This window comes from Campylobacter sputorum, assembly GCF_002220775.1.
Classification (GTDB): Bacteria; Campylobacterota; Campylobacteria; order Campylobacterales; family Campylobacteraceae; genus Campylobacter_F; species Campylobacter_F bovis.
On record NZ_CP019685.1, the window covers coordinates 159,117 to 173,328 of the forward strand.

The window sequence follows — 14,212 nt, forward strand, 5'->3', positions numbered from 1 at the left end:
TGATCCTTTATATATATCTAGGTACTACAATTTCTAGCAAATTGTGTTCCATCTCTTCATCTTGAAGTTCATTATCATTTTTTGTATATCTAAATTTCTTAGAGCTTTGCTCTTGATTTTTGTTTTGATTTTGATCACTAAAATTCATTTGCAATTCACTAAATCCCATGTTTACTAGACTTGCTTTAAATTCTGCTTGATTTTGCAAAAATAAGCTCATGGCTTGGGATGTTGAGTTAAAATTTATATGCAGATTGTTTCCGCGATTAATGATTGTGATTTCAACTTCACCAAGTTTTTCTGGATTTAAAACCATATTTACACGCATAATAGGTGGTTTGTAGTTTTCAATTTGATCTTTTAGTGTCGTTGCAAAACTTTCAAATGTTCTTTTAACTTCTATGTTTTTCATCTGGTTTTGTGCATTTTTGACTATATCTTTTACTATGAGATTTAATTCATCACTGCTATTTTTATTTTGACTTTGTTGATTATCGTCTTTTTTATTTTGTTCTTTGTCTGTTTGCATAGATGGATTTAATGCTGTTTTTAACATATCTTCTTTTTGTATATTTTGTTTTATTTGGTTGTTTTCTTGTGGTTTTTTGTCTATATTTTTATCTTGTGGGATTTCTATTTTGTGAGTATTTTCAGGTATTTTTTGAGATATTTTATTTATAATTTCATCTGATTTTACAATTTTATCAAATTTAGACTCATTATTTAAATTTTTATCTTTAAGAATTTCTTCAAAAGGCATTTTTTTATCTATTTTATTTTGTGATTTTATTTCATTTTCCTTTTGTGGCAATTGTTGTATTTTTTCATTTGTTATTTCTTGTTTTTTCTCATTTGTATTTTTTGTAGTTTGTATGTTTAAATCAGAGTTTACTTCATTTTCTTTTTGTAGTGATTGCAATATTTTCTCATTCGTACTTTTTTGATTTTGTAAATTTAAATCCGTTTTTTTATCAATGATTTTGTTTTCTATATTTAAATCATTTTCATTTTTTGATTTAATAATTTTATCTGTAGTAATTTCAGATTTTGTATTTTTATTATCCAAATTTGCAAGAAGTTTTGGTAAATTTGCGTCATCTTTTTTAGGGTCTATTTTTGCCATTTGGTTTATTTTAGATTTTGTTATCTCGTCAAATTTGAGATTATTTTCTATTTTAAAAAAGTTTTTTTTGGCTAGTTCTTTAAATTCTTTTTCAAATTTGTTAGTTAAATCTTTTGTAATGCTGATTTTTTCCAAACCAAGATCAAATTTTTTTGAAATTTTAACAAGTTCTAATATATTTTTAGCACTTTTTATCTCTAATACATTTTTTTCTACTGAGAAAAATTCTGTCATTTTGGAATTTAAGATAGGAAATTTATTTATTTTTCCACCATTTAAAACTTCCAATAAACTTAAAATTTGTAAAAAATTTGACGCTTCAAATAGATTTTTAGGATCCACTTTTTTGGTTATATTTAAATCTATTTCATTATTAATATTATTTATTTCTTTTAAATTTAAAATATCAGATATCTGTGGTTTGTCTGTATTTTCTGTGTTTAATGAGTTTAGTAATTTCAAAAAAATATCACTTTTTCCTTCTCCGTCATTTTTCTGAGTTTTTTTGGCTATATTTGGACTAAAATTATCGTTTATAATATCTAAAAGCGTTTGCATATTTATTCCTAAAATTATTTTTAATTAAAACCATGCAAATTTCGTTCCATAAATTTAAATTTATAAATTTTTATTTTTTAAAGCAAAATTTAGATAAAATCATAAATTAGTTTAAAAATTATGGAGAAAAATTTGGAAAATATAAGAAATATAGCCGTTATTGCTCATGTTGATCATGGTAAAACAACTATGGTCGATGAGTTATTAAAACAATCAGGAACTTTTAGCAGCCACGAAACAGTTGGTGAAAGAGTTATGGATAGTAACGATATAGAAAGAGAAAGAGGTATTACAATTCTTTCTAAAAATACGGCAATTCATTATAAAGATTATAAAATAAACATTATAGACACTCCAGGACACGCTGATTTCGGTGGCGAAGTTGAGCGTGTTTTAAGAATGGTAGACGGTGTTTTGTTGCTAGTTGACGCACAAGAAGGCGTAATGCCACAGACTAAATTTGTTCTTAAAAAAGCTTTAGGCTTTGGTTTAAGACCGATTGTTGTCATAAACAAAGTTGATAAACCAGCAGCTGATCCAGAAAGAGTTATAAATGAGATTTTTGATCTTTTTGTTGCACTAGATGCAAATGACGAACAGCTTGATTTTCCTGTTATTTATGCAGCTGCAAAAAATGGTTTTGCAAGATACAATTTAGAAGATACAAATACTGATATGATTCCACTTTTTGAAACTATTATAAATCATGTTCCAACTCCTGCTGGAAGTAAAGATTCACCTTTGCAACTTCAAGTTTTCACGCTTGATTACGATAATTATGTTGGCAAAATTGGTATTGCTAGAATGTTTAATGGAACGATTAAGAAAAACGCTTCAGTTATGCTTATGAAAGCAGATGGAACAAAAGTAAATGGTCGCATTAGCAAACTTATAGGATTTTTGGGTCTTCAAAGACAAGAGATAAATGAAGCAAGTGTTGGAGATATAGTAGCTATTGCAGGATTTGAGGCTTTAGATGTTGGAGATAGTATTGTTGATCCAAATAATCCTATGCCACTTGATGCACTTCATATAGAAGAGCCAACCCTTAGTGTTATTTTTAGTGTAAATGATAGCCCTCTTGCAGGAACAGAAGGTAAATTTGTAACTTCAAATAAAATTGATGAACGCTTAGCAAGTGAGATGAAGACAAATATCGCCATGAGATATGAAAATGTTGGAGAGGGTAAATTTAAAGTTAGCGGAAGGGGCGAGCTTCAAATCACAATATTAGCAGAAAATATGCGAAGAGAAGGGTTTGAGTTTTGTCTTGGCAGACCTGAGGTTATAGTAAAAGATATAGAAGGTGTTAAGTGTGAACCTTTTGAGCTTTTAGTTGTTGATGTGCCAGATGATTGTACTGGAGTTACTATAGAAAAACTTGGAAGAAAAAAAGCCGAAATGGTAAGTATGAGCCCAACAGGAGATGGTCAAACAAGGATAGAGTTTGAAATTCCTGCACGCTCTCTTATAGGTTTTAGAAGTCAGTTTTTAACAGATACTAGAGGCGAGGGCGTTATGAATCATAGCTTTTTGGAATTTCGCCCTGTTATAGGAAGTGTAGAACAAAGAGGAAATGGGGCTTTAGTGAGTATGGAAAGTGGAGTTGCCCTAGCTTATTCGCTTTGGAATTTACAAGAAAGAGGAATTCTTTTTGTTGGTCCTCAAACAAAAGTTTATGTTGGAATGATTATAGGCGAGCATAGCCGCCCAAATGATCTAGATGTTAATCCAATAAAAGGTAAAAATTTAACCAATGTTAGAGCAAGCGGAAGTGATGATGCTATAAAACTTGTTCCACCTAGAATACTTTCTTTAGAAAGAGCGTTAGAATGGATAGAAGAAGATGAGCTTGTTGAGGTAACTCCGCTAAATATACGCGTTAGAAAAAGATATCTTGATCCAATTGCTAGAAAAAGAATGTCTAAAACAAAAAGTTAGATTTTAATTAAGCTATTGTTTTAGTCCAAATTTAGAATTATGTTTTTTAAAACTACAAGTTTACAAAGATTGTAAAAAGCATAAATTAAAATAAATTTAATTTTAATAAATGTTTTTTATGGTTATAATCATATAAGTTTACATATAAATTTTTAGATTTTAGGTAAATACAAAAAATCTAATCTAAAAGAGGTTGCAAATAAGTGTTTACTTATAGTATTAATTGTAATTGTAGTTTTTATTTTATATTTTTGTGGTTATATATAACTCTTTTATTGCCAAGGCAAATTAAGTAATATATATTCAAGTGTAGATGTTTATTTAAAAAGACGATATGATTTGATTCCAAATTTAGTAGCAAGTACTAGTAAAATAATGGGGCACGAAAAAGATCTTTTTAGTAAGATAACTACACTTAGAACAATGTGTGGCGATGCAAAAAATGATTTAGATAAATTTGCTCTTAACAACGAGCTTTCGCGATTTTTATGTAGTATAAAAGCAGCATTAGAAAATTATCCACAAATAAAATCAAATGAGAATATTTTAAGCTTACAGCACTCTCTTGATGATATACAAAAACAGATAAGTGCAGTAAGAAGAGCTTGTAACTTTGCTGTTATGGTCTATAATAATGCTTGCGAAATGTTTCTAACTAATATAATTGCAAATTTATTTAATTTTCAAAAGAAAGAATTTTTGAAGAAGACGAAATATAAAATCAAATATAAACCCAAAAGATCTTTTCAAATGAGTTTATATAAACTTTTGATAAACCGCCAAGATATCGCAGCTGTTAAAAAATCTGATGAAAAGTAGAGACTTTATGTAAGCGTGGATGATTTGATCGGTTATAAAGATGACATAATCGTTGTTTTAAGCGATTTTAGTGAGCAAGGAATTTTAGTTAAATTTCATGCTATGCAAAAAGTTGTTTTGTCGGAATTTGAGCTTATAAAATAGAAGATTATGATTAAAATCCTCGAAATTTTGGAAAAAGAGAGGATAGAATTTTCCAAAAATATAGTTTAGATTTTATATAAATGAGATATCGATGAGTAAAAAAGTAGGGCTTAATCGGATTTTTTCTTGTAAATTTTAATAAATTTAATAGAGATTTTACGAGCCATCAAATCTTGTTTAAGCATAAATTTTTTATTAATAGTTCAAATTTTCGTTGTCTTTAACTTGGCAAATTTATGAGCCTTTTTGGCGAATTTAAAAGTCATCCGTAATTACATATATAAAAAGCTGCTAAATTTTATAGTTAAAAAAATTAAAAATCTTAAACACCATTTAAAAGTTTATTTATAGAAATTTATATTGATGGGTTTAAAAGAATTTGTGCCGTTAAAACGGCACATAATTTTAAAATTTATATTCGCTTACTAATCTTGCGTTTGTCTCTTCTCTTGTGCCAAAAATTTGATTTACTTCGAGGTTTATTACTAAATTTTTGCTAGGAGTATAGCTAAATCACAAACCTGCTCCAGCAGAAAATCCATCGAAATTCATACTTTCGCCATTTGGAAGTTGAATCGTGTGAAATCCGTTTTCGCCACTGAATTCATACTCGATATTTGCGTTTAAATATGGTCTAAAAATCGAACCGAATAAAAATCTGTTATCAAATTTAACTCTATTTGATTTTAAAGAGCCAAAATTCACAACCTCTTTTGAACCATTTTTTCCCTCTAATTCTATAGATTTGCCAGAAGCATACGAGTAGGTATAACCTATTTTGCTATCAAGTGATAGATTTTCAAAATTTTTATAGTAACCAACAGCTGCTCCAAAACCTTTATATGTGTTTGAAAGTTTAAAATTATTTATATATGTGCTTTCAAATTCATCTCTGAATTGTCCGATTTTTGCATATGCATCGATGTAGAAGTTATCTTTCATATAAATTTTGCCCAAAATTCCAAGACCCACAGAGTATAAATCTCCATCATATTCGGTTTTATTTAAACTTCCATCAAACTGCCCTTTGCCATACTCCATAAAAGCTCCATAAACCAAATCATCATCTCTTTGTGTAACTCCCGCGATTGCTGAGTAGCCTTTGAGATCGACATCATCATAATCTGATATAAAGCCCTCTAAATTCGCAAAAGTTACGATATCGTCGCTACTTATATTATTATCATAAAATATGCCATTTAAATTTGTAAGTTCGTTTGAGATTTGATCGTTTAATCTATTTGAAAGCTCCAAATTTGCAATTAGTGGCGTTAAAATCGACACTATTTGAGGATTTGTCGTAGCTTGCTTATTTTTAAAACCTAAAATAAAGTTGCCATCACTATCAAGCCCATAAATTTGATCTGTATAGATCGCACTTAATTTGCTTTTTACATTTACATTGCCCACGCCTTTGGCAGTTTTATAGTTTGAACCAAGAGAGCTTCCTGCTGTTAAATCGTTTTTACCCTTAAACAAAATCACCTTATCATTTATATCGCTAAAATTTTGATTTGTAAAGCTAACTTCTATATCTTTGCCTTTTAGTTTGCTATTAGCGGCCTCTACAATCACATCGCCGTTTTTGACATTACTTAAAACAAATTCATAACTACCAGCCGATAATGTCCCGCCTACTTTCATCATAGCATCATTTGAAGCGTCTTGATTTGGTTGCAATAAAAAACTGCCGGCTTTCAAATCGCCTTTTATATCTATTTTGCCGATACCCATACTTGAGTCTCTAAATTCTGCTTGATTTTTGACCGAGATCGAGTCTGCACTCAAATTTCTACCGGCAAATGAAAAATAACCATTTGGAGCACTTATATTTTTTGCAGTTATATCATTTGAGCTTATTTCTATATTATTTGTAGCTGATTTTATATTGCCATCAAATTTCAAGTTATTATTATTTATTATATTTACACGACTGTTTGCATTTATGGCTCCAAAAGTTGAATCTTTTATATTAGAAATATTTACAACACTGGCATAAATATTTGCAGTTTTTATATTTTCTGCTAACCCAGTGTTATGATTTGTAATAACCACATCGTGACCGAAAATATTTTTAGTTTCAATATTTTTACCTAACTTCATATAGATACTATTGCCTGATATATTACTATTGCTATTTGTGCTAAGAGTATAGTTATATCCTTCGTCCTGGTTATCATTTTTCATGGCTATGGTTGAGATATTACCGATTTTTATATTTGAACCTTCGATATTTATCTTATTATTTAATATATTTGTAAATTTACTCTGCTGTTTCATGTGAAATATGATATTGTTTACATCTCCTTTGATTGTGGTATCATCTTTGATATTAACAACATTTCCTTGTATATTTTTTGAGTAAACCTTACTGTTTTGATTTACTCTTAGATTTATATTTTCTACATTTTGAAGCGTTGATGATTCTATATTTATAACATTATTTTCTATAGTGCCGATCTCACTACTTAAAGCCTTTGTTACATTAAGAACCAAACTTCTTACATTGCCTAAATCTGTTGAATTTGATATATTTACCGTATTGTTCTCTATAGTGTTGCCAACTCCGGCTAAAACGATATTATTTATATTTTTATGTTTTGAATTTTTCGCAAATGATGAATTTGTAAAATTTAAAGTATTGCCAGTGATTGAGGTAAATTTTTGAATATCAAAGATATTTCCAAGAGATTGTTGATAGCTTATATTTGCATAATCTATATTAAGCTGATTATTCTGAATGTTGTTTTTGAAATTTCTTACATTACCTAAAATGTTTAAACTAAGATCTATTTTTTGATCTTTTGTGCCTGTTACATTAAAAATATTTCCAATCGCACTTGTATTAGTGTTTGTGGTTGCAACGTTGATTAAAAACATATCACTCAAACTTGTTGTGTGATTTTGAATATAAGTCGCATCTGAATCCTGCGTATGCGTGTTATAAGTTCCGGCAAAAAGCGGAGAAACAAGCAAAACAGCCAAAAATTTTAAATTCTTCATAACCCCCCCCCTTGAGATAAATTTAATAATTTTACAAAAAAAAATAATTTGCTTAAATTAAATTATACTATTTTTTTTAAAGATTTTTTAAAATATCTATTAAGGAAAATATCAAATATAGCGATTTTTGTTTGATTTTTATCCTGTTTTAAAATTCCTTAAAAAATATAACTCATAAAAAGGAGTTTGTCATAAAAACTACTTTTAAGGTGAAATTTCATTTATAAAAACTCCTTTTTATAGATTTTTTATCCCTTAAAATCTGAATTAGAAAGCTCCTAAACATTATGAAACATTTTTATATTAGAAACATTAGAAACAAGAAAATTTTTGCTTTGAGTTTTTTTTCAAACTCTATATATACAATCCGAACCGGGGCGTGTGTACGGGTTTGTTGCTTTTGCACATCGTCCTTATACTCCGTGCAAAAGCTCTCATCAATTAGGGAAAAGGAATTGATCAATATTTTCCTATATTTTAAATAGTTAAATTTTAGAAATCTTATAACCTGCAATACCAATCATTGCAGCTAAACAAATCATAGCAAATATAGCAATATATAAACTCATAGTAAGCCTTTCATCTCTTTTAAAATATCAATAGCCATTTTTAGTAATATGCCAAAGATAGCACCAACAAAAATTATACCAATAACAGAACATAAATTTAAAAATGCAGAATTTTTATCAAAATTTAAAAATAAAAAACCAAATATACCTGCAAATATTACAATCAAAGTTGTAAAAAATTGTTTTATTAAATCAAGCTTTATTTTTAAGTATTACATTTTTTCTAATTTTTATTATTATTTGGGTGTTTCTATTATTTTTAATTATGAAATTTAAGTTTAGAAATCTTAAAGTAGTAAATTTAATTTAAGATTACAATAAAATTTTACGATATTTCACTATAATTTCAAAAAAATAAATTAATTGAAATAATTATAAAATTCATAAAATATCATCATTATTAAATTTTTTTCCATATTTACTATCAAATATTTTTTTGTTATTAGTTTTTATTTGTAGTTTTATTGGTTCGTTTTCTATCTTAACTTTTATTATTTCATTATTATTTTTTGGAGTTTTAATTGTTTTTGTTTTATTGTTAATATTTTTAAATACTTCGTTAAAATATTTATTAAATTGCTTATAAGACATTTTAAAATTTTTACTAGTTTTTGCTTTTTCATAAAGAAATTTTGATACTACTAATCCTGATTCAAATTCTTTTTTTAAGTAATTTAAATTTGAAAAAAATTCAATTTTAGCTTCACCTTTTTTCATTTAAAAATCTCACTATGAGAACCTAGTTTAAAAGCGATTAGTATTAATAAATTTTTGTCTTTTTTATATACCAACAATAAATTAGGCTTAATATGACATTCTCTAAAATCTTTGTATTCTCCTTTTAGTTGATGATCTTTAAATTTGGTTTCTAAAATCTCATCATTTGCTAATTTGTCAATAACATATTCAATTTCTGGTAAAAGTGATTTATCTATCTTTTTAATCGCTTTTTTATAGCTTTTTGAATGGATTATTTCATATTTAGCCATTTAAAATATCCTGGTGCATTTTTTTGGCATCTTTGTATGATTTTATTTTATTTGCTTTATAATCTTCTATAAGCTCTTTACACTCATCATCCCAGCTTTGTTTTTGTTCTTTTATTTTAAATTTTAATTCTGGTTGAGTCTTTAAAACAGCCTTTAAAGCATTTATTATATTTTTATTGGCATTTTCAATGTTTATTAAAACTTGCATTTTTAATCCTTTTTATCTTTTATTTAATTATATCTTAATTTTGGTAAAAAATCTATAAAATGAGTAATTATAAGTTATTATTAGTAATTATAGGTAATTAAATAAAATTAAACTTATAATTGCTAATAATCTGATATAATATCTTGAAGTTAAAAGGCAGGATAAATGAAAGCAACTCCAGGCATAAATTTTTTATCTTCTGAAACTAAATTTAATTTATATACCCTTTTATCAGTCATAATATTTAATGTGGTTTGCAAATTTTTTTCAGTAGGTTTAATAATTATATGTGAAGTAATAGGATCTTTTCCGCTCATGCTAAGAGATACTATCCATCTAATACTATCTCCTATTTGTATATCTTTAATTTCTTCTCCTGGTTCAAGAGCTATATTTGTAAGTCTTAAAGGTGCTGTAATTATGCTGGGCATAGATTTACCAAATAAAAAGACTACTTCCCCATTTGCTCCAGGTATGGTTGTTGTTTTTTCATCTATCCATTTTTGAGCTATAGCAAGATCTTTTCTTTCTTTTTCGGTTAGATTTGCAAAATCTCTTTCACTTTCATTTAATCCAAATGCTATAGTAGCACTTAAAATCGCTGGTATTAATATTAATTTTTTCATATAATTATTCCTTTTGTTTTATAAAATTTTTGCGAAATTAAAATCAGTAATAAATATACCAAGAGGATTTTTTAAAATATCCTCCTCTTTTGTAGGTATAATTTGTTTTACTTTAAAAAATCCTCTATAAACTACATCAGATATCTGTTCTTCAGCTAAATTTGTTGTTGTTTCTCTCCATTGTATTTGCCATGTATCATTTGTTTGCAATACTATACTATCTACTTTTATTCTAACATTTTGTTTTGTGGCTTGTTCAAATGGATTTGCTTTTGCATAACTATCATTTAAGAATAAAAATGCTTTTGAACCTGGTTCTATGTATTTATATGCGTCAAAAATAAATTTCCTTTGAATTTCTGGATTTCCCCAAATTGAACGCCAAGAATAAATAAAAGTATTTAGACTATATTTGATTACATTTGGATTTTTAATATCTACATTTTTAACCATTCCAACATTTGCTGTATTACCAAGTTTATCTACTTCTACTATATAAGGTATTAATTTGTTTTGAGAGCCAATATAGCCAATATAAGAAACAGAAATTATCGTTACTATAATACTAAGTATAGCTACTATTTGCCAATTTCTAGCATGTGATATATAATCGCCATATCTTTCTAACCATTCCCTTTTAGCGTTTAAATATGGATTATTAACGCTTTCTTGCTTATTTGTCATTTTTTGCTTAAAAATGCCCATTCATATTTTCCTTTGTTATTTAGTATCACTATTTACACCAGAGATATAAGGTTCATTTGGTATTTTTGAGTTACCACTAATTCCACCACTCAAATTTGAATTAGTCGATGATTTTACTTTTTCTTGCAGCCTATTTGCTATATCATTTGGCATTCTTCCATGTCTAAAATTATCTTTTAAGTGCTCTCCGCTTGTTGTAGCAAGATGTTTTGCAACTCCTCTTACGAGATTCATTCCACCTTTTCCACCCTCTGCTAAGTGAGCTTCTTTAGCTGCATTCATGGCTCTAGTTACGCCAATAGATCCGCCAACTCCAGTTGCTACTGCACCAGCTGCCATAGTTGCTACTGCTCTAAATCCAGCACTTGCTCCAGCACTATCTCCTACTGTTCCATTAAAAACTGCTTCGATAAGTCCAGGTATCATTTTTGTAATCATGCAAAATATTAAAGCCATAACAAATATTTGCAATATAAGATCTACTTCATATTTTGTTAGAGTATTAAAGTTATTGTTTATAGTTATAATACATAATCCCATTAAAGCTTGAATCATAAATAATTCAATTCCAACTTTTATTGCTGTTATTACCGGATTTAAACCTATTTCTTTAAATTTCTCTAAACCACCTAACGCCAAAGCAAAGAAAATTATAATGTTCATAATGTAAAATTTAAGATATACTATAAGCAAATCGATTGCCATTAAAACAAATGCAATTAAAATAATTAATCCAGCAAAAATTTTAAGAAGACTAAGAGCTATATCAAAATCTAAAGTTTTTAATAATGAAGAAACTATTTTGAAAGCACTAGATATTATATTGTCTGGACCAATTCTAATACTGCCACTAACATTGGTTGCAAGTTGTGAAAAGCTATCAAATATTAATTTAAGCCAATAATCAACATTAAATAGAAATAGCATAACACCAATAAAAATAACTTTTTTAATAAGAGTTGCTAAATATTCTCCAATCTCAAATCCTCGAAGTGCTTGCATTCCAAAAGTCCAAACTAAGTCAATTGTTACAAGAGTCCAAAAAACATACAAGCAAGCTGATTTTATAATTGGAATCCAGCCTTTTAATCCAATTTGAAGAGTATTTAAAATTGACTGGCTATTATCTATAGCCAGCGCTTCAGAATTAAGTGTAAATAAAATAAATAAGATAAATAATATTCTTATCTTATTATTAGAATGTTGGCGACCAAGTTTTATTTGTATCGTATGGATTGTTGATATGATCGTTGCGTAAAAATAGCGCCTTATTTGCATTTGCACAATCGATTTGTTCAGTTTCATTGAATTTCTCCAGCTTCTTGCACTCTGCAACTCTTGCCTTGGCTTCTTCTAAATGTTGAGAGTAATATTCCTTGGTTTTTGCTTCTTCCCCACAACCAGTTAAAAAGACTAATAAGCCTAAGCTTAATAAACTGCTTACAAATAACTTTTTCATTGTATTCTCCTATTAAAATTTTATTTTTATTATACATAATTACCCCTTTTTTAGAATTTAAATGCTTCTGGGTTTGATGTAGTTTTACCTTTTCCATAAGGTACTCTTGGATCTGGTTTTATTTCAATTTCTTCTTTAGCTTGTTGCAGTATCCGTTCATTATTTTGCATAGCCATCGCGTTACATAAAAAATAGTTTGCACACGGTTTTAGATCTGGATATTTTTTGATTATAAAATTTCTAAATTTGGTCGCATTTTTGATATGAAAAAGCTGTTTTGGATTAAAATTTGAGTTTGTTGTGGAGTTTTGGTGAATTCTGTAGTGATATTTTGGCTCTTTGCTAAGCGCGATAAATTCTGCTTTTGATATGACTTTGTGATAGATCGCTATATCTTCGTATGGTTGATTTTGCGGAAATTTGATCATAAATTCACTTTTTAATAGCATTTTTGGAAAAAAACAGCCAAAACCATCTTCGCTAAAACAAATTTTATCAAAAACCTCTTTTTGGCTAAAAATTCGCGTCTCATCGCAACAAAGCACCTTTTGTGAGCCGTCTTTGTTTTGATATAATCCAACCATCGAAATATCAGTTTTAAAACTATCGCAAAGTTCATATAGAGTTTGGATATAATTAGTCTCAACCCAGTCATCACTATCTACAAAGCTGTAAAATTCGCCTTTTGCGTGATTTAGTGCTAAATTTCTTGCAGCTGCTTGTCCACAATTTTTTTGATGAAAAACTCTTATCCTGCTATCTTTTTTAGCAAATTCATCACAAATTTCACCACTTTTATCGCTACTTCCATCATTTACCACTAAAATTTCGATATTTTTATAGGTTTGATTTATCAGGCTTTTAAGAGAGGTTTTTAAAAATTTTTCGACATTATAAACTGGCACTATTATGCTTATTAAGGGTTTCAAATGCTATCCTTTATAAAATTTATCCATTTTTGCGAAACTGCTTGAGGAGTAAAATTTTTGCGTCTTAAATTTGCATTTTTTATAAATTTTTGCCTTAAATTTTCATCTTTTATTAAAATTTCTATCTTATCGGCAATCTGTTGAACATAATCAACTCTACATAAAAATCCGTCAAAATTATCTTTTATAAGCTCAATTGGACCTGCGTTGCAATCTGTTGAGATTCGTGCGATATCGAAAAATATGCTCTCCATCAAAATATTACAAAATCCCTCGGCTCTGCTTGTTACGACGACGATTTTTGCCTTTTGATAAACTGTTTGTATATCTTTTATAAAGCCTAAAAATTCGATATTTAATTCTAAATTTTTTGCTAAATTTTCCAAAATTTCTCTTTGATTTCCATCGCCAGCAATTACGATTTTATAGTTTTTTAAAATTTTAGGATCTATTTTGGCGATTGCTTTTATAAAAATATCAAAACCTTTATAATCTTCCAATCTTCCAGCCGCTAAAATGAGATTTTCCTTTTTGATATAAAGATCGAATTTCGGATTATTTGACGATTTTTGACAAATTTGTAAAAATTTAGATCAAATTGACTCAAAACTGAAAGTCCATCTGCAAACGGATATGTTATGCGTTTTAAAATTCGCAAAATCGGGTGTTTTAAAAATGTATGATTGGTGTGTTCGCTGATAAAAATAGCTGTTTTTAAACCAGTTGAAGCGATTGAAGTTAAATTTAGTGATATTGGGGCTACTAAAAAACAAAGAGCATGGTGTTGTAGAAAATGTTTTTTGGATATTTTTGTAGCTAATTTTACAAATGATTTTAATGTTTTATACAGATAAAAAGATAAAAAAATGCCTCAAATGAAGTTTTTGCGCAAAAGAGCTTATATGGATGATGCTATATTTGAAGATATTTTTGATGTTTATACAAACGATCAAATACGATCAAGATATATTTTAGATAGTAGCATTGTGGTTAATTTTATAAAAATCAGAGAAATTTTAATTTCATCAGTTGGTATGATTTTTTTAAAAATAAAATTTTTTATATATTTTTACTGCTAAAGATTATTTTGAATCTAGAATTTATCAAAGTTTAATTACAGACGATTCATGTATTAAAGA

The 14,212-nt window shown here is 27.9% G+C and carries 17 protein-coding genes; 5 read left to right on the forward strand and 12 right to left on the reverse strand.

Annotated elements, in window-relative coordinates:
* Positions 1 to 7: 7 nt before the first annotated feature.
* A complete protein-coding gene (locus CSPB_RS00850) occupies positions 8 to 1,681 on the reverse strand; it encodes a flagellar hook-length control protein FliK (RefSeq protein WP_089192776.1) in 1,674 nt (557 codons plus the stop codon).
* 132 nt (positions 1,682 to 1,813) lie between these two features.
* On the opposite strand from CSPB_RS00850, the gene typA reads away from it, so the two are divergent.
* From typA to CSPB_RS08895, 3 genes are all read left to right on the forward strand, one after another.
* The gene (gene typA, locus CSPB_RS00855; RefSeq protein ID WP_089192777.1) at positions 1,814 to 3,622 is read left to right on the forward strand and encodes a translational GTPase TypA; all 1,809 of its coding nucleotides are present in this window, start codon (positions 1,814 to 1,816) and stop codon (positions 3,620 to 3,622) included.
* Between the two features lie 297 nt (positions 3,623 to 3,919).
* Positions 3,920 to 4,441, forward strand: a complete 522-nt coding sequence (locus tag CSPB_RS00860; protein WP_089192778.1) for a LemA family protein — start codon at positions 3,920 to 3,922, stop codon at positions 4,439 to 4,441.
* Positions 4,442 to 4,456: 15 nt separating this feature from the next.
* Positions 4,457 to 4,585 (forward strand): hypothetical protein, encoded by a 129-nt coding sequence (locus CSPB_RS08895; protein ID WP_256363466.1) that lies wholly within the window; start codon positions 4,457 to 4,459, stop codon positions 4,583 to 4,585.
* A 513-nt stretch (positions 4,586 to 5,098) separates the two neighbouring features.
* Here CSPB_RS08895 and CSPB_RS00865 read toward each other — a convergent pair.
* From CSPB_RS00865 to CSPB_RS00910, 11 genes are all read right to left on the reverse strand, one after another.
* Positions 5,099 to 7,588 (reverse strand): autotransporter outer membrane beta-barrel domain-containing protein, encoded by a 2,490-nt coding sequence (locus CSPB_RS00865; protein ID WP_089192779.1) that lies wholly within the window; start codon positions 7,586 to 7,588, stop codon positions 5,099 to 5,101.
* Between the two features lie 565 nt (positions 7,589 to 8,153).
* Positions 8,154 to 8,324, reverse strand: a complete 171-nt coding sequence (locus tag CSPB_RS08555; RefSeq protein ID WP_161492062.1) for a hypothetical protein — start codon at positions 8,322 to 8,324, stop codon at positions 8,154 to 8,156.
* 214 nt (positions 8,325 to 8,538) lie between these two features.
* Complete coding sequence (locus tag CSPB_RS00870; RefSeq protein ID WP_089192780.1) at positions 8,539 to 8,874, reverse strand: hypothetical protein; 336 nt, start codon at positions 8,872 to 8,874, stop codon at positions 8,539 to 8,541.
* The gene (locus CSPB_RS00875; protein ID WP_089192781.1) at positions 8,871 to 9,146 is read right to left on the reverse strand and encodes a type II toxin-antitoxin system YafQ family toxin; all 276 of its coding nucleotides are present in this window, start codon (positions 9,144 to 9,146) and stop codon (positions 8,871 to 8,873) included. Before CSPB_RS00875 ends, CSPB_RS00870 begins: the two co-directional genes overlap by 4 nt.
* Positions 9,139 to 9,354: a hypothetical protein gene (locus CSPB_RS00880; RefSeq protein WP_089192782.1), complete on the reverse strand. Its 216-nt coding sequence runs from the start codon at positions 9,352 to 9,354 to the stop codon at positions 9,139 to 9,141. The genes CSPB_RS00875 and CSPB_RS00880 overlap by 8 nt, the downstream gene beginning before the upstream one ends.
* A gap of 149 nt (positions 9,355 to 9,503) precedes the next feature.
* Positions 9,504 to 9,980 (reverse strand): TrbG/VirB9 family P-type conjugative transfer protein, encoded by a 477-nt coding sequence (locus CSPB_RS00885; protein WP_089192783.1) that lies wholly within the window; start codon positions 9,978 to 9,980, stop codon positions 9,504 to 9,506.
* Positions 9,981 to 9,998: 18 nt separating this feature from the next.
* Positions 9,999 to 10,685 (reverse strand): VirB8/TrbF family protein, encoded by a 687-nt coding sequence (locus CSPB_RS00890; protein ID WP_089192784.1) that lies wholly within the window; start codon positions 10,683 to 10,685, stop codon positions 9,999 to 10,001.
* Between the two features lie 15 nt (positions 10,686 to 10,700).
* Positions 10,701 to 11,990: a P-type conjugative transfer protein TrbL gene (trbL, locus tag CSPB_RS00895; protein ID WP_089192785.1), complete on the reverse strand. Its 1,290-nt coding sequence runs from the start codon at positions 11,988 to 11,990 to the stop codon at positions 10,701 to 10,703.
* Positions 11,881 to 12,144 carry an EexN family lipoprotein gene (locus CSPB_RS00900; protein ID WP_089192786.1) on the reverse strand — a complete coding sequence of 88 codons (264 nt, stop codon included), beginning with the start codon at positions 12,142 to 12,144 and terminating at the stop codon, positions 11,881 to 11,883. Before CSPB_RS00900 ends, trbL begins: the two co-directional genes overlap by 110 nt.
* Positions 12,145 to 12,194: 50 nt before the next feature.
* Positions 12,195 to 13,073: a glycosyltransferase family 2 protein gene (locus CSPB_RS00905; protein WP_089192787.1), complete on the reverse strand. Its 879-nt coding sequence runs from the start codon at positions 13,071 to 13,073 to the stop codon at positions 12,195 to 12,197.
* Positions 13,070 to 13,651 carry a glycosyltransferase gene (locus CSPB_RS00910; protein WP_089192788.1) on the reverse strand — a complete coding sequence of 194 codons (582 nt, stop codon included), beginning with the start codon at positions 13,649 to 13,651 and terminating at the stop codon, positions 13,070 to 13,072. Before CSPB_RS00910 ends, CSPB_RS00905 begins: the two co-directional genes overlap by 4 nt.
* A gap of 108 nt (positions 13,652 to 13,759) precedes the next feature.
* Between CSPB_RS00910 and CSPB_RS08560 the strand changes: the two genes are divergently transcribed.
* Complete coding sequence (locus CSPB_RS08560; RefSeq protein ID WP_161492169.1) at positions 13,760 to 13,927, forward strand: hypothetical protein; 168 nt, start codon at positions 13,760 to 13,762, stop codon at positions 13,925 to 13,927.
* 21 nt (positions 13,928 to 13,948) lie between these two features.
* Positions 13,949 to 14,152 (forward strand): DUF3137 domain-containing protein, encoded by a 204-nt coding sequence (locus CSPB_RS00915; protein ID WP_195180761.1) that lies wholly within the window; start codon positions 13,949 to 13,951, stop codon positions 14,150 to 14,152.
* Positions 14,153 to 14,212 lie beyond the last annotated feature (60 nt).

What these genes read in the sequence shown, in the direction of transcription:
- CSPB_RS00865 (WP_089192779.1), bottom strand. Translation starts at nt 7,588, where the DNA reads ATGAAGAATTTAAAATTTTTGGCTGTTTTGCTTGTTTCTCCGCTTTTT.
- CSPB_RS00875 (WP_089192781.1), bottom strand. Translation starts at nt 9,146, where the DNA reads ATGGCTAAATATGAAATAATCCATTCAAAAAGCTATAAAAAAGCGATT.
- CSPB_RS00880 (WP_089192782.1), bottom strand. Translation starts at nt 9,354, where the DNA reads ATGCAAGTTTTAATAAACATTGAAAATGCCAATAAAAATATAATAAAT.
- CSPB_RS00915 (WP_195180761.1), top strand. Translation starts at nt 13,949, where the DNA reads ATGAAGTTTTTGCGCAAAAGAGCTTATATGGATGATGCTATATTTGAA.
- CSPB_RS00890 (WP_089192784.1), bottom strand. Translation starts at nt 10,685, where the DNA reads ATGGGCATTTTTAAGCAAAAAATGACAAATAAGCAAGAAAGCGTTAAT.
- CSPB_RS00885 (WP_089192783.1), bottom strand. Translation starts at nt 9,980, where the DNA reads ATGAAAAAATTAATATTAATACCAGCGATTTTAAGTGCTACTATAGCA.
- trbL (WP_089192785.1), bottom strand. Translation starts at nt 11,990, where the DNA reads ATGAAACTGAACAAATCGATTGTGCAAATGCAAATAAGGCGCTATTTT.
- CSPB_RS00870 (WP_089192780.1), bottom strand. Translation starts at nt 8,874, where the DNA reads ATGAAAAAAGGTGAAGCTAAAATTGAATTTTTTTCAAATTTAAATTAC.
- CSPB_RS00850 (WP_089192776.1), bottom strand. Translation starts at nt 1,681, where the DNA reads ATGCAAACGCTTTTAGATATTATAAACGATAATTTTAGTCCAAATATA.
- CSPB_RS00900 (WP_089192786.1), bottom strand. Translation starts at nt 12,144, where the DNA reads ATGAAAAAGTTATTTGTAAGCAGTTTATTAAGCTTAGGCTTATTAGTC.